The organism is Duganella sacchari, from assembly GCF_900143065.1.
GTDB lineage: Bacteria > Pseudomonadota > Gammaproteobacteria > Burkholderiales > Burkholderiaceae_D > Rugamonas > Rugamonas sacchari.
On record NZ_FRCX01000001.1, the window covers coordinates 392533 to 417593 of the forward strand.

A 25061-nucleotide genomic window follows, 5' to 3' on the forward strand; every position below is an offset into this window, starting at 1 on the left:
TTTCATTTTGGCGGCGACAAGTAAATGACGATCGGTTGATTGGCTTGCGGTACAGCTTGTGCCTGAATCGGTTGAGTCTGTACCACGACTGGCGTTGCCGGAGCTACGGGCTTGAGTAACTGCCCCATCGCGGCCGCCAAACCGCCAAAGCCGATGAACAGGCCGATCATGCTGCCTACCATCCACTTATGGATATCCGCACGCAGCGCCTCCACGTCCGCCTTGGTTGCCAAGGTCGGCAGTATCGTATCGAAGCGCGCTTCCAGCGCGGTTTGTCGTTCGCTGTCCATCCACACAGCTTAGGACAAACCGGCTGCTTTACCAAGCGGAGTATGGGTGCTTGATCAGGTTGGAGTTGAGGTAGCGCAGATCGCTGGTGACTTCCTCGCCGATCCAGTCCGGCTTGTCGAACTGCTGGTCTTCCGACTGCAATTCAATTTCCGCCACCACCAGGCCGGCATTCACGCCGAGGAACTCATCCACTTCCCACACATTGCCGCCAAACGCGATGCGGCGCCGATACTTCTCGATCAACGGCTGCTCGCACAAGCCATCCAGCAGCTCAGCCGCTTCGGCGACGGGAATCTCGTACTCCCATTCGCCGCGCGTGGCTCCCTTGTTGGCGCCCTTGATCGTCAGCACCGCACGCTCGCCCTCGATGCGTACGCGCACCACGCGCTCCTTGTTCGACGACAGATAGCCCTGGCGAAAATGCACCGGCTCGCCAAGACGCATCCAGCCATCGCCGGACAACAGGAACTTGCGTTCGATCTCGACGCCCACGATCAGTAGTCGCCCAGCGACAGCAGGATAGGCTGCAGGATCGCCGCGCCCAGCGCCGCACTGCGCGCGCCATTCCAGCCCACGTGCGCATCCGGCAGATCCGCGTTGTCCTTGAACGGCATTTCCAGCGTCAGCGCCAGGCAGCCGAAGTGGTGGCCGACGTACTTCGAGGCCAGCGTCAGCATGTCTTCCTTGTACTTGCTGGCGGCATAGCCATACTTGTCCTGGAAGTCCGGCGAGGCGTTCTTGTAGCGGTCAATGAAAGCCTGCTGCTTGGCGCGGCGCTCGTCGCTGAAGTTCTCCAGCATCTCGTTACCCGCCACGAAGTTGTACGGCAGCGCTTCATCACCGTGGATGTCGAAGAACATATCGATGCCGGTTTCGTGCATCTTCTGCTTCACGTACAGTACTTCCGGGCTACGCTCAACGGATGGCGTCATCCATTCGCGGTTCAGGTTGGCGCCAGCTGCGTTGGTACGCAGGTTGCCGCGCACCGAGCCGTCCGGATTCATGTTCGGCACGATGTAGAACACGCAGCTTTGCAGCAGCTTGCGCGCGATCGGGTTCGCATCGTCCAGCAGCGAATCGATCAGGCCTTCGATGAACCATTCCGCCATCGACTCGCCAGGGTGCTGGCGCGCGATAAACCAGATTTTCTTTTCCGCTTCCGGCTTGCCGATGACCACCAGATTCATGTCGCGGCCATCCACGGTGCTGCCCAGGTCATGCACGCGGGCCAGCGGATGCTCACCCACTTCGCCCAGCAGGCGCAGATGGCGCTCGAACGAATACGGCTCGAAGTACGCGTAGTAGATGCTGTCCGTATCCGGCGCGTGGTTGATCGTCATGACCTCGCCATCAAAGCTGGTCGGCACGCGGAACCAGTTTTCCGTGTCGTAGCTGGCCACGGCCTGATAGTCCTCGTAGCCCTTGGCGTAGGTGGCGCTGCCGGCATTCAGGAAGCGCATAGTGAGCTTCTGGCCACGCGCGCCCTGCACGCGGAAGTGGAACCACTGGTGGATGTCCGCGTGCGAATCCTTGCGCAGATTCAGTTCGATGTTGGCGGCACTATCGGCGCGCAGCACTTCAATGGCGCCGGAGTCGAAGTTCTGGCTGATTTTAATGGTCATGTTGATCCAATATTAAGTGAATACTGATGACCATTATTTTACCAGCATGCTCCCTTCCCGTTTATAGCGGGCGTGCCACGACAAGGCCTTCTCCAGAACGTGCGGCGTCTGGCCGCCGCCTTGCAGCGCTTCCTCGAGATAGGTGCGCAACTGCGGGCGGTAATCCGGATGGGCGCAATTTTCGATGATCAGCGGCGCACGCTCACGCGGCGCCAGGCCACGCAGGTCCGCCAGGCCGTGCTCCGTCACCAGCACATCGACATCGTGTTCGGTATGATCGACGTGCGCCGCAAACGGCACCACGCTGGAAATTGCGCCATCCTTGGCCACCGATTTGCTGACAAAGATGGACAGCTGGCCGTTGCGCGCAAAGTCGCCCGAGCCGCCGATACCGTTCATCATGTGCGTGCCGCCGACGTGGGTCGAATTCACATTGCCGTAAATATCAAACTCCAGCGCCGTATTCAGCGCGATGATGCCGAGCCGGCGCACCACCTCGGGATGATTGCTGATTTCCTGCGGGCGCAGCACGATGCGCTCGCGGTACTTCTCCAGATTGTGGATGAACTTCTCATGCATGGCCGCCGACAGCGTGATCGACGACGCCGATGCCATCGACAGCTGGCCGGAGTCCAGCAGCTCAATCGCGCTGTCCTGCAGCACCTCGGAGTACATCGTCATGTCGCGGAATGGCGAATCGATCAGGCCATGCAGCACGGCGTTGGCGATGGTGCCAATGCCCGCCTGCAGTGGACGCAGCGACGGGTCCATGCGCCCTGCCTTCACCTCGCCTTCCAGGAAGCGGATGACGTGGCGCGCAATGGCATCCGTCTCTTCATCCGGCGGCAGCGCATTCGACGGGCTGTCCGGACTATCGGTAATGACAACGGCGGCAATGCGGTCCGGATGAACCGGAATCGAGGTCCAGCCCATGCGCTGCCAGGGCGTCAGCAGCGGAATCGCGCCCCGGTGCGGACGATTGCCCGGCACATAAATATCGTGGAAGCCTTCCAGCGCCAGCGGCGCGCTCAGATTGATCTCGACAATCACCTTGTCCGCCTGCTGCACGAAGTTGGCCGTGTTCCCGACTGACATGGTGGGAATGATGCCGCCATCCGGCGTAATCGCCACCGCCTCGATCACCGCGATGTCCACCGCTTTCAGGTCGCCAGAGCGCAGCTGTTCTGCGGTCTCGGACAAGTGCTGGTCAATGAACATGACCTCACCGGAATTGATCTTGCGGCGCAGCGCCGCATCGGCCTGGAACGGCATGCGGCGCGCGACCACGCCTGCATTGGCCATCAAACCATCGCTGTCATTGCCCAGCGACGCGCCGGTCAGCAGCGTCAGGTGCAGCGGCGACTGGCGCGCACGTTCGACCAGTGCGGCCGGCAGCGCCTTGGCGTCTCCGGCGCGGGTAAAACCGCTCATGCCGACGGTCATGCCGTCTTTGAATAACAGGGCAGCTTGTTCAGCGCTCATCAATTTGTTCATGAGCGCCGAGCGGCGAATGCGATCTTCGTACATGGGTTCTCCTCATTCTTTGTTTCAGTATAGAATCAGGAAAAAGTCGTATCATGACTAAAATTCTCCATTTCCAGTCGCAAAATTCATGGACCTGCGCTCGCTCCGCTACTTCGTCGAAACCATCCGCCTGAACAGTTTTACGCAGGCAGCGGAGTCGCTGCACGTTACCCAGTCGACTATCAGCAAAATGGTGCGGCAACTGGAAGAGGAAGTCGGCGCGCAGCTGCTGCTACGCGAAGGCCGCAAGCTGACGCTGACCGACACCGGCAATGTGGTCTACGCGCGCGGCGTGGAGATGCTGGCCACCATGCGCCAGCTAGCGGCCGAAGTGCGCGACACGCAGTCGCTGGAACGCGGCCACCTGACCGTCGGCATCCCGCCCATGATCAACCTGTTGTTCACGCCCGTACTGAAAGCCTTCCGCCAGCGCCATCCCAACATCACGCTGACGCTGCAGGAGGATGCCGGCCAGGCGATAGAACGCCAGGTGGCGCAAGGCGATCTGGAAATCGGCATGACGGTGCTGCCTGCCGATCCGCTACTCGGCCTGCAGTCCGCGCCCATCGCCAGCTATCCGGTCTGGGCGCTGGCGGCGCGCGGCACCTTCCAGAAAGGCCGCAACACGATCAAACTGAAGTCGCTGGCGAAGACGCCGCTGGTGCTGTTGAAAGACGATTTCGCCATGACACGCGCGCTGCGCGCAGCCTTTTCCGACGCCGGCTTCGAGCCCGTCATCGCAGCGCAAAGCGGCCAGTGGGACTGGCTGGTGGCCATGGCATCGGCCGGCATGGGCGTCGCGCTGCTGCCCGAGCCTTTTATCCATCGCCTGGCCATCGGCCGCCTGGATGCAGTCAAGCTGGTGGATCCTGAGCTGCCGTGGCAACCAGCCCACGTCTGGCGCGGCAGCTATCTGTCACACGCAGCACGGGCATGGCTGGACGTGTGCCACGACGTGCTGGGCGCCTAGTGCTCCGGCAGCTCGTGGATGGCAATGCCTTCGATAGGATCAATCGGCTGATCCCACGGGCGTAGCGTGATGAAGCGCTGCGTATCGTCATAGCCCGCCTGCCAGCGCGCGCGGATGCCGGACGCGCTGAAGTCGATATCCTTGGTGTGATCCTCATTGCCGATGCGCGGCGCGCGCAGCGAGACTATATGCATATCCGTGCCGCAGCCCCATGACGCCAGCTCACGCACATCCGCCTGCGCCAGTTCCTGCTGCGGCAGATGCTTGGTCAGCTCGCGGATCACATGGCGCAGCCGGTGCAGCTTGCGCTGCTGCTCGATATTGCTGGCGCGGCTCGCGTACTGGATCTCCTTGTGCTTGTCCAGCACATCCATCACGCTTTGCGGCTCGCTGCCATCCGGGTTCCACACCTGCACGGAGAAGATCACCGAGCTGCGGCGCGGCTCATCATCGAGCACCGCCTCAATCGGCGTATTGGAATAGATGCCGCCGTCCCAGTAAGGCTCACCGTCGATGCGCACCGCAGGGAATGCCGGCGGCAGCGCACCAGACGCCATCACATGCTCGACGCACAGCGGCTCCCTGCGCGTATCGAAATAGCGCATCGCGCCGCTGCGCGCATTCACCGCGCCCACCGTCAGGCGCATATGCTTCGCATTGAGATAATCAAAGTCCACCAGCGCTTCCAGCGTGCTGCGCAAAGGCGTGGTCTGATAAAACGATGCATGCTCGATGCCGACCCGCGCTTCCGGATTCCACCACGACGCCAGGTTAGGCTCAAAGAACGCCGGTATGCCCTGCCCCACCGTAATCGCGTTGGCGATCGCACGCGGCATGGTGGAAAAGCCAAACGAGTTGCGCTCCATGCGATGCCAGAATTCGCGCAACTGGTCCAGCCGGCGCTCCGGCGGATTACCGGCGATGATGGCGCCATTGATCGCGCCGATGGACGTGCCGATCACCCAGTCCGGCTCGATGCCGGCTTCGTGCAAGGCCTGGTAGACACCCAGTTGATAGGCGCCCAATGCGCCGCCGCCCTGCAGGACCAGAACAATCTGGCCCGGCAAGGCGATCGACGGCGGGCAAGCGGGTTTGCGGCTCAAATCAGACCTCCACGGTGCACTGCAACATCACGATTGTAGTGCACTTCGTGGCCGGCTGCCGTCACCTTTAGGCCACGTTGACGCCGCGTGCTTTAAGTGCTGCGCGCACGCCCGCACCGTAGGCTGGATCGGCCTGGTCGAAATGCGCCAGTTGCCGGTTGATGATCTCGGCACTGACCTGGCTCAGCGGACCTGCGATGTTGGCGAACAGGTTTTGCTGCTCGTCCGCTGGCATCAGGCGGAACAGATCACCGGCTTGCGTGTAATCGTCCTCCTTGCCACGGCCATCGTAGCGCCCCGCCGCGCATTCCAGCGCCAGCGGTGGTTCGCCATGGCCCATGCCGTGTGGATTGCTGCCATTGGCCTGCACCGGATCATAGTTCTGCGAGGCGCCACCGTTGAACGTCGCCATCGCGCCATCGCGCTGCTGGTTGTGGAACGGGCAGCGCGGTGCGTTCACCGGCAGATGCTGGTGGTTGGTGCCGACGCGGTACAGCTGTGCATCGTGGTAAGCGAACAAACGCGCCTGCAGCATCTTGTCCGGCGAGTAGCCCAGGCCCGGCACCACGTTCGACGGCGACAACGCAGCCTGTTCCACTTCCGCGTGGTAGTTGACCGGATTGCGGTTCAGCTCCAGTACACCCACTTGCAGCAGCGGGAAATCCGCATGCGGCCAGACCTTGGTCAGATCAAACGGATTCCAGCCAGTGCGCGCTTCCCATGCCGCCAGCTCAGCCTCGGTAGCCACCTGCACCTTGACGTCCCAGCGCGGGAAGTCACCGCGTGCAATCGCGTTGAACAGATCACGCTGCGAGTAGTCTGGATCGGTGCCGGCAATGCGTACCGCTTCGTCGGCGCTCAGGTTCTTGATCCCTTGCTGCGTCAGGAAATGCCACTTTACATACACACGTTCACCGGCGGCGTTAATCAGGCTGTAGGTGTGGCTGCCGAAGCCGTGCATGTGACGGTAGCCATCCGGCGTGCCACGGCTGGAAAACAGCGTCGTCACCTGGTGCAGGCTCTCGGGCGTGCGGCTCCAGAAATCAAACATCGCGGTTGGCGATTTCAGATTGGTTTGCGGATCGCGCTTTTGCGTGTGGATGAAGTCCGGGAACTTGATGCCGTCCTTCAGGAAGAACACCGGCGTGTTGTTCCCCACCAGATCCCAGTTGCCTTCTTCGGTATAGAAGCGCAATGCAAAGCCGCGTGGATCACGCTCCGTATCAGCGCTGCCCTTCTCACCGCCCACGGTCGAAAAGCGCAGGAAGGTGTCGGTCTGCTTGCCCACTTCCGCAAACAGCCTGGCCTTGGAGTACTTGGTGATATCGCCGGTGACAGTGAACGTACCATACGCCCCCGAACCCTTGGCGTGCACGACACGCTCAGGAATGCGCTCGCGGTTGAAATGCTGGAGTTTTTCAATCAGATGGAAGTCCTGCAGCAGCACCGGGCCACGCGGGCCGGCGGTCAGGGAATTCTGGTTATCGGCGACAGGGATGCCGGAGGCGGTCGTGATAGGTGGTTGGCTCATACTATAGCTCCTCGTTATTTGATAGCGTGGAGCTATTTTACCCAGTGGGGTCAATAAATAAAATCTATATATATCTATGATATTTATAGATAATTTCTATCGAAATGCTTCCAGCTATATTGAAGTCCGGCGTTGGTCGATAGCGCGATGATGTCGCGCTGGCCCGTCTCCTGTAGCATATCGTCAGCCAGGAAAGCTTCTACCATCAAGTTGGATCGTCACCGTCGATGGATAACGCGTAGAGGCGACTGACACTGGAAAAGGCGGCCAGCGCGGCGCCAAGCTGATCTGTTATTGCTGTGATTTGCATATTAAAACACGGGATACCAAGTTACTTTTTTAACATTATCCCTCGGGAAAAGAAATTCCCGCGTTCAATTGCAATCTCACCAAAAATCACAGCAAATGACGCGTGTGGCTGCAATCATGGCTCATCGTTTGGTTTTCCGACAAAGGGAATCGGATGGGCTGCGTTATATGGGACGATAGACGTGACGATGACACGCACTTCATCATTTGGAAAAAAGTGGATGTAGATACTGCCTGTCTGACTATATTTTTCGACCTCCACTATTTTTTCTTTCACAATGTCCTGAATCCCCACAGGCATATTCCATCTCACCAGTACTTTCATTCCCGGATACCAAACGCGTGGGATAGAAGCACAGCAAATGTTAGCCACGCCAGCGCCCCAGCGATCCATCCCCCCCGCCCGCGCCGTCAACCGAAGCAGAGTAGATGTAATTGCCGGTATGGTTGACAATCCCGACCTGCGCGGGGGCCCTGTCGATGGCTTGCTGCAGCGGTTTGCCGGCCGTACATCCGGTAAATGCCAAAACTAAAACAACGGCCAATGGGAGTAAATATGCATGTCGCTTCATTTTCTCTTTCCTGATTATCTAGCACGGACGTAAAAAAGCCGACCCGCAGGCCGGCTTTTGAAGGAAGCTGAAATCCTCAGACTTCCTTGATGCGCTTGGCGATGTGGGCCAGTGCGTCTTCCACCTGGTCGATCAGGATCAGGCACAAGTCGCCGTCCTGCAGGCGCGACAAGGCGGTGTCGATGGCTTTGAACTCGCCGTAGATCTCTTCGATGTGCGACGTGCGCGGTGCGCCGTTCAGACCGGAGCGCAGCAGCGCGACGACTTCACCATCCACGCGGCCACGCTGGCAGGCGTCTTCGTACAGCAGCACGTCGTCAAACGCGCGGCCAAGGATTTCGGTCTGCTGCGTGATGTCCTGGTCGCGGCGGTCGCCGGCGCCGGAAATCACCACCACGCGGCGCTTGGCCGGAATGGTTTCGACAGCCTTTACCAGCGCCAGAATCGCGTCCGGGTTATGGCCGTAGTCGGCGATCAGCGTGGCGCCTTTGTAATCGAACACATTGAAGCGACCAGGCGCATTGTCGGAATCATTGGCGAAGGTTTTCAGGCCCAGGCGAATCGCGTCCCAGCTGATGCCCACGCCCCACGCGGCCGCCACCGATGCCATCACGTTCTCGACCTGGAAGCCGATCGCGCCATTGCGCGTGATCGGTACTTGCGACAGCGGGATGGTGTGCTGCTCGCGCCCTTCCGCCGCCACGATGTGGCCATCTTCCACGTACACGGTGCGGCAGCCTTGCGCCAGGTGCGTGGCGATCACCGGGTGCGTACGGTCCGCGCCAAAGAAGATCACCTTGCCACGGCAGTTCGCCGCCATGCCGGCCACGATCGGGTCCACTGCGTTCAGTACCGCAAAGCCGTGCTCCGAGACGTTCTGCACGATCACGCGCTTGAGTACCGCCAGGTCTTCCACGGTGGTGATGTAGTTAAGGCCCAGGTGGTCGCCCATGCCGATGTTGGTCACCACGGCGACCTGGCAGCGGTCGAAGGCCAGGCCTTCGCGCAGGATGCCGCCACGCGCAGTTTCAAACACGGCGGCATCCACGTCCGGATGCAGCAGCACGTTGCGCGCGCTGCGTGGACCGCTGCAATCGCCGCTGTCGGTCTGGCGGCCCTCGATGTAGACGCCGTCGGTATTGGTCATGCCGGTGCGCAGGCCGCTAGCGGTCAGCAGGTGCGCGATCAGGCGCACAGTGGTGGTCTTGCCGTTGGTGCCGGTCACCGCCACCACCGGGATGCGGCCGTTCTCGCCCGGCGCAAACATGGTGTTGACGATGGCCTCGCCCACCGCGCGGCCTTTGCCGAACGATGGCGCGATGTGCATGCGCAGGCCAGGTGCGGCGTTCACTTCCACCACGCCGCCACGCTGATTTTCAATCGGTTCCAGCACGTTGTCGCACACCACATCGACACCGCACAGATCGAGGCCGATCATTTGCGCTGCTTCCACCGCGCGTGCCGCCACTTCCGGGTGCACGTCATCGGTGACGTCGGTGGCGGTGCCGCCGGTCGACAGGTTGGCGTTGTTGCGCAGGATGACGCGCTGACCGTGCGATGGTACCGAATCCGCTTCCAGGCCTTGCAGCGCCAGGCGCGCAATCGCGATATCGTCGAAACGGATCTTGGTCAGCGAGGTCGAATGGCCGGAGCCGCGGCGCGGGTCGGCATTGACGATGTTGACCAGCTCACGCACGGTGTGCTTGCCATCGCCCACCACATGCGGTGGATCGCGGCGCGCTGCGGCCACCAGCTTGTTGCCGATCACGAGCAGGCGGTAATCGTGGCCTGGCAGATAGCGCTCAACCATGACGTCGTCACGGAATTCTTTGGCGGTGCGGAAGGCAGCTTCCAGATGCTCCCTGGTCATGATGTTGACCGTAACACCCTTGCCCTGGTTGCCGTCCTTCGGCTTCACCACGACAGGCAGGCCGATTTCCTGTGCGGCTTTCCAGGCATCGGCTTCGTCTTCCACCGAGCGGCCGATAGGCACTGGCACGCCGGCGGCATGCAGCAGCTTCTTGGTCAGCTCCTTGTCCTGTGCGATGGTCTCGCCAATCGCGCCGGTGGTGTCCATTTCAGCAGCCTGGATGCGGCGCTGTTTCGAGCCCCAGCCAAACATCACCATCGAACCTTCGGTCAGACGGCGGAAGGGAATGTCGCGTGCCACCGCAGCGTTGACGATGGCGCCAGTGCTTGGGCCGAGACGCACGTCTTCATCCAGGTCGCGCAGTTCTTCCAGCACGGCAGCCAGGTCGAATGGCGTGTCGTTCAGCGCCGCGTTGATCAGGGCTTCCGCCTGCTCGGTGGCGCGGCGGCCGACCGCTTCTTCGGTGTATTCGACCACGGTTTGGTAGATGCCGTCTTCCAGCGTGGCCGTGGTGCGGCTGAACGTGACCGGGCAGCCGGCTTGCGCTTGCAGGCTCAGTGCAGCCTTTTCCAGCACGCGTGCCAGCGGCACAGCGTCGGAGGTGCCGGTTGGATGCAGGGCGCCGATGGCCGGGAAGCGTGCGCGCAGGCGCTGTTCGAAACCGGCCAGCGTGGCGATCGATTGTTCTTCCGGCGGGCACGAGACGATGACTTCCACCGCAGTGTGGTGGCTCCAAAGATTCGGGCCGCGAAGGGCGCGGGTGCGTATAACTTCCATTCTTCTTGTTCTTTCAGTGATCAGTGATGCGTTTTCTTCGGGGCTGCCTCAAAGGTGCGCAGACCGGCGCCGATCAGTTCAGGCGTCAGGCCCAGCGCCCAGCCGGCGGCAATCGCAGCCAGCACAGCTTCCGGCGGCACCAGCGGCGACAACGGCAGGCTGGCCACCTCGGTGCTGCCTTCGGCCATGACGATGCAGTCGGCACGCAGGAACACCACGCGCTTGTTTTCCTGGCGATGCGCGGCGATGGCGGCCAGCTGTTCATCAACGCCGTAGAAAATCACGTCGCCGTCGCACAGGTCCGCCATCTCCACCACTTGCGGATCGGCGGCGTTCAGCACCGCTACACCGCTCGGCAGCACCACGTCCACTTGCGAACGCAGCACGCTGTACAGCTTGTCGGCACTGTCGATGTGGAATTCGCTCAGCTCTTCAAAATCGCTGACGTCGGTGACCACACCCACGGCGCATTTGTCGTAGGCCAGGCCTTCGCTCAGGATCATGCGCGCGCTCGATTCAAATACGCCTGCCTGGACACTCTTGTTGAGCAGCAGGCGCTCGCCGGTTTCCCAGTCGCCCAGACTATCGCGCGACAGTTCGCGGCCATTGACGAACAGGCCGTCGGCGCACGTCAGGCCGGTTTTCTTGCCACTGATTTGCAGCAGCCAGGCGATCAGGCGCGAGGCCACGGTGGTGCCATGCTTGCCGGTGATGCCGACGATCGGCATGCGGCCCGTCTCTTCGCCAAACAGGTGGTCGACAATCGCCTCGCCGACATTGCGTGGTTCGCCCACGGCAGGCTTGAGGTGCGCAAGCAGACCGGGGCTGGCATTGACTTCGATGATGGCGCCGCCCGTCTCGTGCAGCGGACGGGTGATGTCCGACGTCACCAGGTCGATGCCGGCGATGTCCAGGCCAACGATGCGCGCCGCCAACGATGCCATGGCCGCCACTTCCGGATGCACCTTGTCGGTGACATCCACGGCCACGTTGCCGTTCGGCTGGATCAGCACTTTATAGCCATCGGCCGGAACCGAATCCGGCGTCAGTCCCTGGCGCTGCAGTTCCAGCACGATCTCGCCGGAGGTACGCGGCGTCACCAGACCCAGTGGGAATTCTTCGGTGTCGCCACGGCGCGGGTCCGTATTGATTTGCGTATCGCACAGTTCCACGACGGTGGACTTGCCATCGCCATGCACCCACAGCGATTCACCGGACGCGGCAGCCACCATGCGGCGGCCCACCACCAACAGGCGGTGCTCGTCGCCGACGATGAAACGCTCCACGATCACGCTGCTGCTGTCGCCCTCTTCCGCGGCCAGATGGTAGGCGGCGGCGATGTCAGCTTCGTTGCTCAGGTTCAGCGAAACGCCACGGCCATGGTTGCCGTCGTAGGGTTTCAGCACGACTGGCAGGCCGATGTCCTGCGCCGCTTCCCAGGCCTGCTCAGCGCTGGTCACCAGCTCGCCTTCCGGTACTGGCACGCCACAGGACGACAGCAGGGTCTTGGTCAGGTCCTTGTCGCTGGCGATGCCTTCCGCAATCGCGCTGGTATGTTCGGTTTCCGCAGTCCAGATGCGGCGCTGTGCCGCGCCATGACCCAGCTGCACCAGGTTGCCATCGGTCAGGCGGATGAAGGGAATCTTGCGCACGCCAGCGGCGTCAACGATGTTGCCGGTGCTTGGGCCGAGGCACAGGCTCTCGACCATGTCGGTCAGCTTGGCAACGGTGGCGTCGAGGTCATAAGGCTGATCTTCGATCATGGCCATCAGCAGGTCGCGGCCAGCGGCCAGCGCGGCGCGGCCGACTTCTTCCTGGCGGGTGCGGAAGGCCATTTTGTACAGGCCACTGTCAGGGATGATTTCGCGGGTCTTGCCGAAGCCGGTTTTCATGCCGGCCAGGTTTTGCAGTTCCAGTACCACGTGTTCCAGGATATGGCCGGCATAAGTGCCGTCGCGCAGACGCTCCAGGAAGCCGCCATGCTCGCCCACGCCGCAGCGGTGGACGATCAGGCCCGGCAGGAGCGCCGTCAGTCGTTCGAACAGACCGGGCAACAAATTCGAGGGGAAGTTCTCCAGCTCGCCAATATCCAGCCACGCCTCGATCACTGGGCGATAGGTCCAGATGTTGGGTCCGCGCAAATGGGTTACGCGGAGAACTTCAATGTCTTTCTTCTTAGTCATGTATTGATTCTTGTAACTTTGTTATCGGCCTGTCCAGCCCGCGCCGTATTGTAAACCCTGTACCCTTGGCCTGCCGCTGTGCGGTATACTTGCCGCTACTGCAAAACATCTGGTTTTATTGTTTTCTGTCAAATGTTTAATCACTGACAGAATACCGTAAATGCGCCGATGTATCAGCCCTTTTCCCCTCAGGAGTACGCCGCACGATGACAACAGAACAACTTCCCACCGTATCCAGCTCTGGCGATCTCCCTGAACGCTGGCGTTCCGAGATACAGGCACAACTTTCCCAAGGGGAAAACGTTGTAAGTGCCTTGGAGGTTGACCTGGATCAGCAACTTCGTTTCGCGAAGGGTGTTGTGCTGGTCACGGCCCGCCGTGTTCTGGCGCGCGCACCAGGTGCAAACACGTGGCAATCGTGGCCATTTACGCCGGATCTGATGCTCAAGCACCACGATCATGCTGGCGTCGGCCATCTGGAGTTAATGAATAAGCAAGGCCGCCTGGCCGCCTGGCGTTTCACGCTGGGCCAGAACCTGGCGGCGATCCGCCTGATCGAACAGTTTGATGCCCACCTCGACAGCCACTCGACCGGCCAGCCGGTGGTGCAGGAAGAAAAAAATATCTGCCCAAGCTGCAAGGCGCCGCTGGAGCCGGACCAGGAAGAATGCCCGGTCTGCACCAAGGTGGTGTACACGCCGCCATCGACGTGGACGCTGTTCCGCCTGTGGCGTTTCGCCCGGCCTTACAAACTCCAGTTGGGGCTGGGCTTTGCGCTGATGCTGCTGTCCACTGGCGCGCACATGATCCCGCCCTACCTGACCATCCCATTGATGGACGAGGTCCTGATCCCCTACCAGAACGGCAAGGAAGTTGATCCGTCGCTGGTGGCGCTGTACATGTCCGGCCTGGTGGGCGCGGCCGTGATGGCGTGGATTTTCGGCTGGGGCAAAACCTATGTACTGGCGCTGGCCTCGGAGCGCATCGGCGCCGACCTGCGCACCACCACCTATGAGCACTTGCTGCGTCTGTCGCTGGAGTATTTCGGCGGCAAGCGTACCGGCGACCTGATGTCGCGTATCGGCTCCGAAAGCGACCGTATCTGCGTGTTCCTGTCGCTGCACCTGCTGGACTTCCTGTCGGACTGCCTGATGATCGTCATGACCGGCGTGATCCTGTTCTCGATCGATCCTTGGCTGGCCATCTTCACGCTGCTGCCGCTGCCGTTTATCGCCTGGATGATCCACATTGTGCGCGACCGCCTGCGCACCGGCTTCGAAAAGATCGACCGCGTATGGGGCGAAGTGACCAACGTGCTGGCCGATACCATTCCCGGCATCCGCGTAGTGAAAGCCTTCGCGCAAGAGGCGCGCGAAGCGACGCGCTTCCGCACCGCCAACAAGCACAATCTGGCGGTGAACGATAAGCTGAACCGCGTGTGGTCGCTGTTCTCGCCAACCGTGTCCTTCCTGACGGAGCTGGGCCTGCTGGTGATCTGGGTGTTCGGTATCTACCAGGTATCCAAGGGTCATATCACGGTGGGTGTGCTGTCCTCGTTCATCGCATATTCGAGCCGCTTCTACGGCCGTCTGGACTCGATGAGCCGTATCGTCTCGGTGACGCAGAAATCGGCATCGGCTGCCAAGCGTATCTTCGACATCCTGGACCACGTGTCGTCAGTGCCGGAACCGGCCAGGCCCGTCAAGCTGGATAAGGTCGAGGGCAATATCACGCTGCGCGAAGTGGGCTTCCGTTACGGGAACCGCGCGGTCAACCGTGGCATCGACCTGGAAATCAAGGCAGGCCAGATGGTGGGCCTGGTAGGCCATTCGGGTTCCGGCAAATCGACGCTGGTCAACCTGATCTGCCGCTTCTACGATGTGGCGGAAGGCGCCATCATGCTCGATGGCGTGGACATCCGCTCGTTTGCCGTGTCGGACTATCGCCGCAATATCGGCCTGGTGCTGCAGGAGCCGTTCCTGTTCTTTGGCACCATTGCCGAGAATCTGGCCTACGGCAAACCGGAGGCGACGCGTGAAGAGATCATTGCCGCCGCCCGTGCCGCGCACGCGCACGAGTTCATTCTGCGCCTGCCACAAGGTTATGACTCCATGGTCGGCGAGCGTGGGCAAGGCCTGTCGGGCGGCGAGCGTCAGCGCATCTCGATTGCACGTGCACTGCTCATCGATCCGAAAATCCTGATTCTCGACGAAGCCACTGCCTCGGTGGACTCGGAGACTGAAAAAGAAATCCAGAAAGCGCTGGACAATTTGGTCCAAGGCCGCACCACCATCGCGATTGCGCACCGCCTGTCCACCTTGCAGAAAGCCGACCGCCTGGTCGTACTGGATCGCGGCGTGGTCGTGGAGGATGGCCCGCACGATGAGCTGATGGAACAGAAAGGCGCCTACTACCGCCTGTATCAGGCGCAGGCGCGCAATGTCGACGCCGATCTGAACGACGGCATCAAGGAATAAGCATATGACGACGACATTTGAACTGACCCGCAATCCCTTTGGCCGCCTGGTCCTGACCACCACGGCAGGCGTGGTGCATGAAGGGGTATCGCCCGTGCGCGCCTTTCCCGTGCAGGCGCCGGACGACGGCATCTCGATGCTCAACAGCGATGGCAAGGAAGTGGCGTGGATCGACCGTATCGGCGACCTGCCAGCTGCCATTGGCGCGCTGGTCAGCGAAGAACTGGGCGGCCGCGAATTCATGCCGGAGATCTCGCGCATCAACAGCGTGACCAGCTTTGCGACGCCATGCACCTGGAACGTCGCAACCGACCGTGGCGACACCGAGTTCGTGCTGCGCGGCGAAGAAGACATCCGCCGTCTGACGGTCGACACACTGCTGATCTCCGACATCCACGGCATCCACTATCTGATCCGCGACATCCGCGACCTGGACAAGCACAGCAAGAAAATCATCGACCGCTTCCTGTAAAAAGCATGAGCGCTCAGGCACAGCGCTGGGCATCTACTGCTATCCTCCAAACCGCTGCGGAGCATAACCGTCCGCACTGATGAACGGCGTGCCGCCCTCGATCAAGTCGGCCAGCAGGCGCGCGCTTGCCGGCCCCAATGTGAACCCCTGATGGCCGTGGCCGAAGTTGAACCACAGGCCGGGATGACGGCCTGCCGGCCCAATGACGGGCAGCATGTCGGCCACGCAGGGGCGGCTACCCATCCACGGAGCTGATTCAACGGGCGTGCCCAGATCAAGCAATTGGCGCGCGGAGGCTTCGGCCTGGGCCAGCTGGCGCGGCGTGGGACGCGCATCAACGCCGGCGATTTCAGCGCCGGTTGTGATGCGCAAACCGCGGCTCTGCGGCGACATCACATACCCCCGTTCCGCATCCAGCGTGGGAACCGACGGCATGGCGCCGCCTGTGTAGTGACGGTGGTAGCCGCGTTTGACGAATAGCGGCAGCCGATAGCCGAATCGGCGAATGAGATTGTCAGACCAAGGTCCCAGCGCGATCACGACCTGTGCGGCGTCGATGGGGCCGTCCATGCTGTCGGCCTGCCATGCCGCGCCGCGCTGCCGCAGCGTCAATCCATCACCACGCACAAAATGCCCACCGCTTTGCCGGAACAGCGCGGCATAGCGCTCCACCAATTTGCCGGGGTCGGTCACACTCCACGAATCAGACCAATGCACCGCGCCGGCCAGCGTCGTGCGAAATCCCGGCTCGGCGCGTGCCAGCTCCGCACCGTCCAGCGCGCGGGAATCGATGCCGTACATGCGCTGCAGACGTTCAGCCTCCGCCAACGCCGCCGCAAACGACTTACCACTGCGAAAAGCCAGACGCAGCCCCGTGCGCCGCACCAGATCATCCGCATCGGCCAGGCGCAGCAGGCGCTCATGTTCGCTGGTCGCATGGGCGATCAATGCAGCGTAGTGGCGGCTGATTGCCGCGTGAGGGCTGGGCGCCGAGGCGCGCCAGTATTGCCACAACCTGGGCAGCACCGCCAGCGTGAACAGCGGATGGTAGTTGACGCTGGGCGCCAGGCCCAGCGCCGCCGCCAGCAGCGCACCGGCGCTGCGCGGCATCGGATACGGCTCCACCGCTTCCCGCTGAATCACGCCGGCATTGCCGTAAGACGTTTCCTGCCCCGGCATGCGGCGGTCCAGCAAGGTCACGGCGTGCCCGCGTAACACCAGCTCGAGCGCAGTACAGGTTCCCACCATGCCGGCGCCGATCACCAGTATCGGTCGCTTCATCGGCTTGCCACCTCGGAGTGCGGCTGCGCGTCGGCGCTGTCTGCGGCAATCACGGTGATCTCCACGCGCGCGCCGGGCAGCACCAGCGGTGCGACGACGGTGGTGCGGACCGGGTACGGCGCAGTGAAATGCTGCTGGTAGACAGCGTTAAAAGCCGCGAAGTCCTCCGGGTGCGTCAGGTAGACAGTGACCTGCACGACGTCACGCAGAGCCAGACCGGCGCCGTCCAGCGTTGCAGCTATGCGCTGCAGCGTCAACCGGGTCTGGGCTTCGATAGCGGATGGCATGGCGCCATCCGGCCCAAGCGGCAGCTCGCCCGACAGGAAAACCAGGCCGCCAGCGCGGCGCCATTTGGAAAAGGGAAGATTGTTATTGCTCATACATTGCCTCGGAGGTTGAAAAGAAACGGGTTACAGCGCCGTGCGCAGGGTCCACAATTCGGGGAACATCACCTGGTCCAGCATGCGCCGCAGATAGCTGACGCCAGACGTGCCGCCCGTGCCGCGTTTGAAACCAATAACGCGCTCGACCGTGCTGACGTGGCGGAAGCGCCACAGCCGTAATGCCTGCTCGATGTCAGTCAGCTTTTCGGCCAGCTGGTACAGATCCCAATGCAAATGCGGCGCCTGATATACGGCAAGCCATGCGGCCTCGACTTCTGGACTTGGCTCGTATGGCGCGCGCCAGTTGCGCTGCGTGTGCGACGCCGGCACAGGGATGCCGCGCCGCGCCAGCAGGCGCAAGGTTTCGTCATACAGCGATGGCTGGGCATAGGCCGCTTCAAGCTGTTGCCGCCTTGCGGCGTGGTGCGCGTGCGGCTCCAGCATGGCGGCATTTTTATTCCCCATCAAAAATTCAATCGACCGGTATTGCCAGCTCTGGAAGCCCGAGCTGTTGGACAGCGAGGGACGAATGGCGGCATATTCCGGCGGCGTCATGGTGGACAGCACGTCCCAGGCCTGTACCAGCTGCGCCATGATGTGCGAGACGCGCGCCAGCATCTTCAAGGCTGGCGCGCACTGGTCATCTGCAATGCAGGCCACCGCATCACGCAGTTCATGCAGCATCAGCTTCATCCACAGTTCACTGGCCTGATGCTGGACAATGAACAGCATTTCATTGCGGTCTGCTGACAGCGGATGCTGGGCGTTGAGGATGTCGTCCAGGTGCAGGTAGTCGCCATAACTCATGTCGCGGGAAAAATCGAGTTTGGCGCCATCTTCGTGGACACTGGCGGCGCTCATGTGACAGCTCCTTTACGGTGGTAGCGGGCCTGCCGCCAACTACCCGAGTCGAGCACCCGGGCCAGCTCCTGCACCGCGTCCCAGACGTCGACGTAGCGCGTGTACAGCGGCGTAAAACCAAAGCGCAGGATATCCGGCGCACGGAAGTCGCCGACCACGCCATGGGCAATCAGCGCCTGCATGACGGGATAGGCGTTGTCGGCATACGCCAGACAGACCTGGCTGCCGCGCAGCGCCTCGTCACGCGGCGTGACGAGCTCCAGTCCGTGTTCACCACAATGCGCCTCGACGAGCTCGATGAACAGCCGCGTCAATGCCAGCGATTTGCGCCGCAGCCCATGCATGCCGCCTGCGGCCAGCACGGTATCGACGCCGCATTCCAGCGCCGCCATGGCCAGCACGGCCGGCGTGCCGCAGAGGAAACGGCTGCTGCCAGGCGCGGGCGCATAGCTGGGCGTGAAGGCAAACGGCTCAGCATGGCCGAACCAGCCGCTTAACGGCTGCCGGCAAGTGTCAGCATGCCGGCCGTGGACCCATACGAACGCCGGTGCACCGGGGCCGCCGTTGAGGTATTTGTAGCCGCAACCCACGGCGAAGTCGGCGTCGTCGCCATTCAGGTCGACGGGAACCGCCCCTGCGGAGTGGGCCAGATCCCACAGCGTCAGCACGCCCTCCCGGCGCGCTTGCCGGTTCAATGCGGCCATGTCGTGCAGGCGGCCGGTGCGGTAATTCACATGCGTCAGCATCATGACCGCGATTCCGCCCTGCTCCAGCATTTCTGGAATCTGCTCCGGTACGTCAGCCAGCACCAGTTCACAACCATATTGACGCGCCAGGCTCTCTGCAATGTACAGATCCGTGGGAAAGTTGTGGCGCTCGGACAGGATGCGGCGCCGTTGCGGGCGTTTGGCCAGCGCCATTACCAGTGCGGCGCTGAGCGCCTTGTAGACGTTGACCGAGGTGGAATCCGCCACCACCAGTTCGCCCGGATTGGCGCCGACCAGGGTGGCGATCTTGTCGCCGATCCGCGCAGGCAACTGCGCCCAGCCCGCCTCGTTCCAGCTACCGATCAAGCCCTGTCCCCATTCGCGTTTGACGACCTCCTCCAGACATGCCGGCGTTGCGCGCGGCAAGGCGCCCAGCGAATTGCCGTCCAGGTAGACCACACCGTCGGGCAGTTCGAAGCGCTCGCGCAGGTGCGCCAGCGGATCGTCACGGTCCAGCGCCAGCGCCTCCTGGCGCGACGCGATCATGACCGGCCCCCGGTCTGCAAACCCATGCGCGCCGGTGCGCCCAGCAGGATGCGCCCCAGCGCCACCTGCAGGCGGCTGATGTCCGACTCCAGGTGATCGGCAAACGCGGCGACACGCAAGATGCCTTCCGGGCCGGCGCCGACATAATTTGAATACGCGATGAAAATATCTTCTTTCATGAGAGCTTCCTGTATGTTGCGCATGCGCTGCGCATCGTCAACGATGAATGCAGCAATCGGGCTGCCGTTGTCGTCAATGGCCAAGCCGAGGTGGCGCAGGCTGCGTTTGAGCAGCTGCGCATTGGTGTGCAGGCGTGCGCGCAGTTCGGGACGCAGGCGTACCAGCTGCAAACTGCGCGCTGTCATGGCCGCACCAGCGGAGCAGCCCAGCGCGGCGCCGCGTGCGGCCGGCGTCCGCCATAGACGCTCGATGACGGCGGCTGCGCCCAGCGCAATACCGCCGTGCGCGCCAAACGCCTTGGCCATCGAACCGCCGGCCACCACCCGGTCCCGCGCAATGCCGCACGCCTCCACCGCACCGCGTCCTTGCGCACCCAGCACGCCAAACGCATGCGACTCGTCCACGACCAGCCAGCCCGCGTGGCGCTTCAGCAGCGCGGCGTAGGCGTCCAGCGGCGCAATCGTGCCGCGCGTGGCGAACATGCCATCCGTGGCGACCATGGGCCGCCCGCCCTGCGGCAGTTTGCGCGCCAGTTGCCGTCCCAGATCCGCCGCGTCGCAGTGCAGAAAGGTATGCACGGGACGGCCGGAGGCGCGGGCGCCATCGCGCAAGCTGTAGTGCGCCGCTTCGTCAATGAAAATCGCGTCGCAGAAATCGGCCAGGGCCGGCATCGCAATCAGGCCAAACAGATAGCCGCTGCCGAAGTACATCGCGCCATCGACGTCGAAAAATGCCCGTGCGGCCTGCTCTGCTTCGAGATTCGCACCCAGCGCATAACCATAGTGCCGGCCCAGCTGCGAATGCACACCAAAGCGGCGCAGCGCAGCGACTCCGGCTTCGATCAGGTCTGGCTGGTCACCGAGGCCGAGGTAGCCCGATCCGCCAAAACTCAGCAGATGGCGGCCATCGACTTCGACCCAGGCGCAGCTGGGCGATCCCACGCGGCGCAGCGGGGCTATCGTCTTCGCTACTGCGCTCATGCCAGCTCCGGCGCCGGGTTGGCCACCGCGGGGTAAAACAGTTTGCTGCGCCGGCGGTAAGGCAAGTGCGCAAAGTCCATCGACAGCGCCGCGCCGGTCTCAATCACGTGGCAATTGCTGGAGAGCGCGGAAAACTCGGCGTAATAGTGGTGGCTGGATTTCACGGCAATCACGCGCGCCTCGTGCAGCGGTACGCCAAGGCCGGTGAAGGCGGTAGGCGACAGAGTTTGCTGGCGACGGCTGATCAGCACAATGTCCACCGCGCCGCAGCGCACCCAGGCCGCCCGCCCCAGCGGATCAACCATCGGCCCCACTTGCTGGCTATGCTGCTCGGCCAGACCAAGCACAGTCAGATCCAGCTGCAGCGGCGTACCGGACACCGGTCCGGCCTTGCCGCCGATGCTCAGATTGATGACCGCCCCCAGTCCCGCCTGGTGGCAGGCGTCGACCGCCTCCGGGTCCCACAGCATGCCGAACGCGCAGCGCAGCGTCGGACGGCGCAACAGGGCGGCCAGCAACGCGGTGTGGTCGCACGGCGCACCGCCGCCGGGATTGTCGCCGGCATCGGCCAGGATCACCGGATAGGGACCGGCAGGCGCCGGGTCGAGTACCTGCTCGACACTTTCCAGGCGCGGCAGCAGGTCGTGACGCAGCCGGTACAGCGTCTGCGCCAGTTCATGCGCGGTGCGCGCCGCCAGTTCGCGGTCATGGTCCGCCACCACCAGCACCTTGGTTCCCGCGTCCTGCACATCGCCCCACGGGAAGCCGTGCACATAGCTGGCGGACAGGATACCGGGACGGCGTTCAACCTCGCCCAGCAAGTCCACCAGGCCGCGCATCGGCTGTGCGGTGGTCGGATAAAAACCCACCATGGCGCAGTCGGCCACGGCCATCACCGGGCGGGTGGCGCCGGTGGCGGCTGCGCGGCACTGTTCGAACAATTCCACGGCGCGTGGTTCATAGTCAACGTGCGGATATTCGCGCATCAGGATGATGACATCCGCCTCCTTTGCCATGGCAGGGCTCATGTGGCAATGGGGATCGAGTTCAACGCCGATCACGCAGTTTGGCCCGGCGAAGGCGCGCACTGCGGCGATCAGCTCGCCCTCGCAATCGTCCACGCCCTCGGCCACCATGGCGCCATGCAGGAACAGCAGTACCATGTCGACCGGCATGGCACGCTCAAGCGCGGCCAGTATTTCGCCGCGCAATTGGCGGTAGGCAGCAGCGGCCACCACGCCTGCAGGCTGGGCAATCGCATACACGCCTTCATGCACCGTATCTCCGTATTGTGCGGCCAGGCGGCGCCAGTTCTTGACGATCGGCCCGACGTCGCTAAGCACGTCGTCTGCGATGGGGCCGCGCACGATGCCGAGTTCCTCGAACGAGCGCAACGTGGTGGGAAAGGTCGAAAAAGTATTGGTTTCCGTGACCAGCGCGGAAGTGAAGATTCTCATGCGTTGTTGTCCTTTATCGCTTGTGCGCTGCTCCGCGCAATTAATGGCAGCACGAGCAGCAACGCTGACAGCAGCGCCGCCGCCGGCACCGCAACAAACAGCGTTGCCAGACGGTGCAGCGCCGCCGGCGCGGGTGTGCCTTGTAACGTACCGACCCACTCCAGACCAAAGCCGACCACGATGCCGCCCAGCGACTGGCCCAGCTTTTCGGCTGAAAACAGGATGCCCAGGTACAGGCCCAGGCTTTCGCCACGGCTCGATGAATTCGTTGCGGCTTCCATTGCCAGCGTCGAGATGAGCACGGTCAGCGTGCCGCAGGACAGCCCGAACAGCGCGCCACCGGCCATCATCGACAGGTTTTCACGCGGGCCGGCGGCAAACCACAGCACGCCGGCGAACGCGGCCAGCAAGGCCGCGCCCAGCACCGCGTTGGGACGCAGCAGGCGTGCCAGCACCGGCGCTATCGCGACACCAAGCAGCAGCGACACGAAGATGGGCGTCAGCAGTGCTGACAGGTTTTCCGGGCCGGCCCGCAGCAAATGCTGGTTGGCATAGGGCAGCGCTGCAAACAGGGCGGTAGAACTGGTCCCCAGCAACACCAGGATCAGCACCACGCGATAGAACTCCCGGTTGCGCAAGGTGGCGCGCAGTGCCGCCAGCAGTGGCGCGGTGGCGTGGCTTTCCACGCCAGCCCGCAACGGCGTGCGGCGCACGGCCAGCCAGCACAGCACCAGCGCCAGCGCTGACGCAGCCGCCAGCACGGCGGCCATGCACAGATAGCCGCCACTGCCTGAGCCGAAAGCCGCCACCAGTTGCGGCGCCAGCACGGACACCGCCAGTCCGGCGAAGGTCTGCCCCAGCGCACGTGCCGACATCAGCGTGCTGCGGCCAGTAATGGTGTCCGTGATGTCGCCGGCAAGCGCGGTATGCGCCACGGAAAACACCGTCAACACCAGCGACTGGAGCACCAGCAGCACACCGATCAACGACACGCGCAATGGCAGCGCCAGGCTGTCGGTCGGCACGAACAGCAGCACCAGCACGGCAGGCAGCACCAGTGCAGTGACCGCCAGCAGCGCGCCACGGTTGCCGGCCTTGCGTGCCCAGCCATCCGTGCAGCGGCCGATCCACGGGTCCAGCAGCATATCGGCCACCTTGGGAATCGCCAGCAGCAGGCCCGCCAGCGCGGGCGGCACATGGGCGAACTCGGTCAGGTAGAACAGGAACAGCAAGGGCACCACGCCGGAACTCAGCGTTGAACCCAGCGTGCCCGCGCCAAAGCCGGCGCTCAGCACGCGCGATGGTGCGGAGGTGTCAGCCATGGTCGGCGCGCTCCTGCAGACGCAAGCGGCGGGTACGCGAGGTATCGAGCATCAGTTCACGGCCTCCCGTTGCGCCCTGCCGCAGCCGCAAGGTGCCATGCAGGGGCACATGCGGGTCCAGGCTGGAGAGCAGACAGACATCGCCACGCAGCGGCTGGAGCTTGAACACGTTGCGTCCATATAAACCCACGATGCGCAGCACATCGCGCTCGCCCGTTTCGACCACAATGTCGGCGCCCAGCTCGTCGCTGCGCCAGTTGCCGGAAAACGGTGCGACACTGCTGGCCGCCTGGACCGGTTGGCTGACGCGTTCGCAGCGGTGGGTCTTGCCCTGCTCCGTTACGTGAATCGCGGTCACGGCGCCACCGCTGTCGCGCACCGCGACGATGCCGAACACGATGATCGACAGCAGGTTCACCTTGAGCCCGGATTCGCCATCCCTCAGCAACGGCAACGGCATGCCAAAGCTCACCAGGTACAACTTGCCCTCACGCGCTTCAATCGCAAAGTGCCGGCCGCTCTGGTCGCAGTAATAGTCGCCGCCCAATGCTGCGCCGAGCTGCGGATCGGCCGGCTCGTCTTCCGGCGTCAATTGCGGTTCCAGCAGCGCAGTCAGCAATTTCTGGGCAATGTCGGCGGCGGTGACGTCGCTGCGGTTGCTCATGACGATGATCTGGATGTCCTGTTCCGGCGCGGCCAGCATCTGGCAGGTTCCCCCAACCACGCCGCCGGCATGGTGCAGCACCGTCACTCCGCGCCAGTTTTCGTGTATCAGTCCGAAACCGTAGGGGTTGATGTACCCATTGGATAGCGTGGTCGGCGCCATGAGTTCATCCGACAAGGTATGCGGCCACAACGCCGGATTGACCAGATGGCTCAGCCAGCGCTGCATATCATCCAGCGTCGACGCCACACCGCCCTCGCCCAGTATCACCGATGGGAACAGGCTCTTTGTGAAATGGCCGTCCGGATGGACCAGATGCGTGGTTGCGCTGCCCGGCAGCGGATCAAGGTCGGTACTCCACAGTACGGTGTCATACATCGACAGCGGTTCGAACAGCCGTTCGCGCATGGCCTGCGCCAGCGGCTTGCCGAGTACACGCTCGATCACCAGCGACAACAGGCGATAGCCGCCGTTGTTGTACATGAACTGCTCGCTGGTGCTGAAATTTTCTTCCTGCTGGCGGCACTGGTAATCAAACGCCGCCTCTTCCGGCACGATGGTCAGGCCATTGGACAGCAGCGACAGGTCCAGGTAGTCGCGCATGCCGCCGGTATGGTTCATCAGCTGGCGTACCGTGCGCGCGCCCTGCGACGCCGGCAGCTCAGGCAGCCAGCGCGCGATGGGTTCGTCAATCGACAGCTTGCCCTCGTTGCGCAGCAATAGCGCCAGCACGCAGCAGAAGTGTTTGGTCGTGGAGCCTATCCGCATCTTGGTCGCTGGCGTGTTCACCAGCCCCGAGTCCAGGCTGGCCAGGCCGTAGCCACGCCGCACCAGCGGCACGCCCGCCCGCTGCACGCTCACAATCACACCGGGACCGCCGTCGGTTGCCAGGCCGGACAGTACCGCATCAAGTTTTTCCATGTCATTACTGGTCATTGCTATCTCTTTCCATTTAAAATGAATAAACAATCATTCTTTT

21 protein-coding genes are annotated in these 25061 nt (G+C 62.7%); 3 read left to right on the forward strand and 18 right to left on the reverse strand.

The features are described 5' to 3' along the window. Window positions 1-2 precede the first annotated feature (2 nt). From BUA36_RS01915 to scpC, 4 genes are read right to left on the reverse strand one after another with little or no spacing between them, the layout of a single operon-like run. Window positions 3-290, reverse strand: coding sequence for a hypothetical protein (locus tag BUA36_RS01915; RefSeq protein ID WP_072780879.1), 288 nt, complete (start codon window positions 288-290; stop codon window positions 3-5). Between the two features lie 28 nt (window positions 291-318). Beyond that, window positions 319-783 carry a CYTH domain-containing protein gene (locus BUA36_RS01920; protein ID WP_072780881.1) on the reverse strand — a complete coding sequence of 155 codons (465 nt, stop codon included), beginning with the start codon at window positions 781-783 and terminating at the stop codon, window positions 319-321. 2 nt (window positions 784-785) lie between these two features. Then, window positions 786-1913, reverse strand: coding sequence for a M14 family metallopeptidase (locus tag BUA36_RS01925; protein WP_072780882.1), 1128 nt, complete (start codon window positions 1911-1913; stop codon window positions 786-788). Window positions 1914-1946: 33 nt separating this feature from the next. Further along, window positions 1947-3440: a succinyl-CoA:acetate CoA-transferase ScpC gene (scpC, locus tag BUA36_RS01930; protein WP_072780884.1), complete on the reverse strand. Its 1494-nt coding sequence runs from the start codon at window positions 3438-3440 to the stop codon at window positions 1947-1949. An 85-nt stretch (window positions 3441-3525) separates the two neighbouring features. Here scpC and BUA36_RS01935 point away from each other — a divergent pair, with 85 nt between their 5' ends. Next, window positions 3526-4407: a LysR substrate-binding domain-containing protein gene (locus BUA36_RS01935; protein WP_072780885.1), complete on the forward strand. Its 882-nt coding sequence runs from the start codon at window positions 3526-3528 to the stop codon at window positions 4405-4407. Here the strand turns inward: BUA36_RS01935 and BUA36_RS01940 are convergent. The 6 genes from BUA36_RS01940 to BUA36_RS01960 form a co-directional block, all read right to left on the reverse strand. Beyond that, window positions 4404-5510 (reverse strand): patatin-like phospholipase family protein, encoded by a 1107-nt coding sequence (locus BUA36_RS01940; protein ID WP_072780887.1) that lies wholly within the window; start codon window positions 5508-5510, stop codon window positions 4404-4406. The genes BUA36_RS01935 and BUA36_RS01940 overlap by 4 nt on opposite strands. A 67-nt stretch (window positions 5511-5577) precedes the next feature. Continuing rightward, complete coding sequence (locus tag BUA36_RS01945; protein ID WP_072780888.1) at window positions 5578-7041, reverse strand: catalase; 1464 nt, start codon at window positions 7039-7041, stop codon at window positions 5578-5580. Between the two features lie 424 nt (window positions 7042-7465). Next, a complete protein-coding gene (locus BUA36_RS01950; RefSeq protein WP_072780890.1) occupies window positions 7466-7744 on the reverse strand; it encodes a DUF3304 domain-containing protein in 279 nt (92 codons plus the stop codon). Then, a complete protein-coding gene (locus BUA36_RS30615) occupies window positions 7716-7922 on the reverse strand; it encodes a hypothetical protein (RefSeq protein WP_167544235.1) in 207 nt (68 codons plus the stop codon). The genes BUA36_RS01950 and BUA36_RS30615 overlap by 29 nt, the downstream gene beginning before the upstream one ends. Window positions 7923-7998: 76 nt before the next feature. After that, window positions 7999-10569: a cyanophycin synthetase gene (gene cphA, locus BUA36_RS01955; RefSeq protein WP_072780891.1), complete on the reverse strand. Its 2571-nt coding sequence runs from the start codon at window positions 10567-10569 to the stop codon at window positions 7999-8001. Window positions 10570-10589: 20 nt separating this feature from the next. Next, window positions 10590-12752, reverse strand: a complete 2163-nt coding sequence (locus BUA36_RS01960) for a cyanophycin synthetase (RefSeq protein WP_072780893.1) — start codon at window positions 12750-12752, stop codon at window positions 10590-10592. 206 nt (window positions 12753-12958) lie between these two features. On the opposite strand from BUA36_RS01960, the gene BUA36_RS01965 reads away from it, so the two are divergent. Then, window positions 12959-15229, forward strand: coding sequence for a cyanophycin metabolism-associated ABC transporter (locus BUA36_RS01965; RefSeq protein WP_084559943.1), 2271 nt, complete (start codon window positions 12959-12961; stop codon window positions 15227-15229). A gap of 4 nt (window positions 15230-15233) precedes the next feature. After that, window positions 15234-15701 (forward strand): cyanophycin metabolism-associated DUF1854 family protein, encoded by a 468-nt coding sequence (locus tag BUA36_RS01970; protein ID WP_072780896.1) that lies wholly within the window; start codon window positions 15234-15236, stop codon window positions 15699-15701. 39 nt (window positions 15702-15740) lie between these two features. Here BUA36_RS01970 and BUA36_RS01975 read toward each other — a convergent pair whose 3' ends face one another. Genes BUA36_RS01975 through BUA36_RS02010 form a run of 8 tightly spaced genes read right to left on the reverse strand, consistent with a single transcriptional unit; the run spans window position 15741 to window position 25018 of the window. After that, complete coding sequence (locus BUA36_RS01975; RefSeq protein ID WP_072780897.1) at window positions 15741-16982, reverse strand: NAD(P)/FAD-dependent oxidoreductase; 1242 nt, start codon at window positions 16980-16982, stop codon at window positions 15741-15743. After that, entirely contained in the window at window positions 16979-17362 is a 384-nt protein-coding gene (locus BUA36_RS01980; protein WP_072780899.1) for a RidA family protein, read from the reverse strand. The genes BUA36_RS01975 and BUA36_RS01980 overlap by 4 nt, the downstream gene beginning before the upstream one ends. A 30-nt stretch (window positions 17363-17392) precedes the next feature. Further along, window positions 17393-18226 carry a tryptophan 2,3-dioxygenase gene (kynA, locus tag BUA36_RS01985; protein ID WP_072780900.1) on the reverse strand — a complete coding sequence of 278 codons (834 nt, stop codon included), beginning with the start codon at window positions 18224-18226 and terminating at the stop codon, window positions 17393-17395. Continuing rightward, window positions 18223-19479, reverse strand: coding sequence for a kynureninase (gene kynU / locus BUA36_RS01990; protein WP_208861845.1), 1257 nt, complete (start codon window positions 19477-19479; stop codon window positions 18223-18225). The genes kynA and kynU overlap by 4 nt, the downstream gene beginning before the upstream one ends. After that, on the reverse strand, window positions 19476-20639 hold the full coding sequence (locus BUA36_RS01995) for an aminotransferase class I/II-fold pyridoxal phosphate-dependent enzyme (RefSeq protein ID WP_072780902.1): 1164 nt from the start codon (window positions 20637-20639) through the stop codon (window positions 19476-19478). Before BUA36_RS01995 ends, kynU begins: the two co-directional genes overlap by 4 nt. Continuing rightward, window positions 20636-22096: a M81 family metallopeptidase gene (locus BUA36_RS02000; RefSeq protein WP_072780903.1), complete on the reverse strand. Its 1461-nt coding sequence runs from the start codon at window positions 22094-22096 to the stop codon at window positions 20636-20638. The genes BUA36_RS01995 and BUA36_RS02000 overlap by 4 nt, the downstream gene beginning before the upstream one ends. Then, on the reverse strand, window positions 22093-23418 hold the full coding sequence (locus BUA36_RS02005) for an MFS transporter (RefSeq protein ID WP_072780905.1): 1326 nt from the start codon (window positions 23416-23418) through the stop codon (window positions 22093-22095). Before BUA36_RS02005 ends, BUA36_RS02000 begins: the two co-directional genes overlap by 4 nt. Further along, a complete protein-coding gene (locus BUA36_RS02010) occupies window positions 23411-25018 on the reverse strand; it encodes a serine hydrolase domain-containing protein (protein WP_072780906.1) in 1608 nt (535 codons plus the stop codon). Before BUA36_RS02010 ends, BUA36_RS02005 begins: the two co-directional genes overlap by 8 nt. Window positions 25019-25061: the final 43 nt, after the last annotated feature.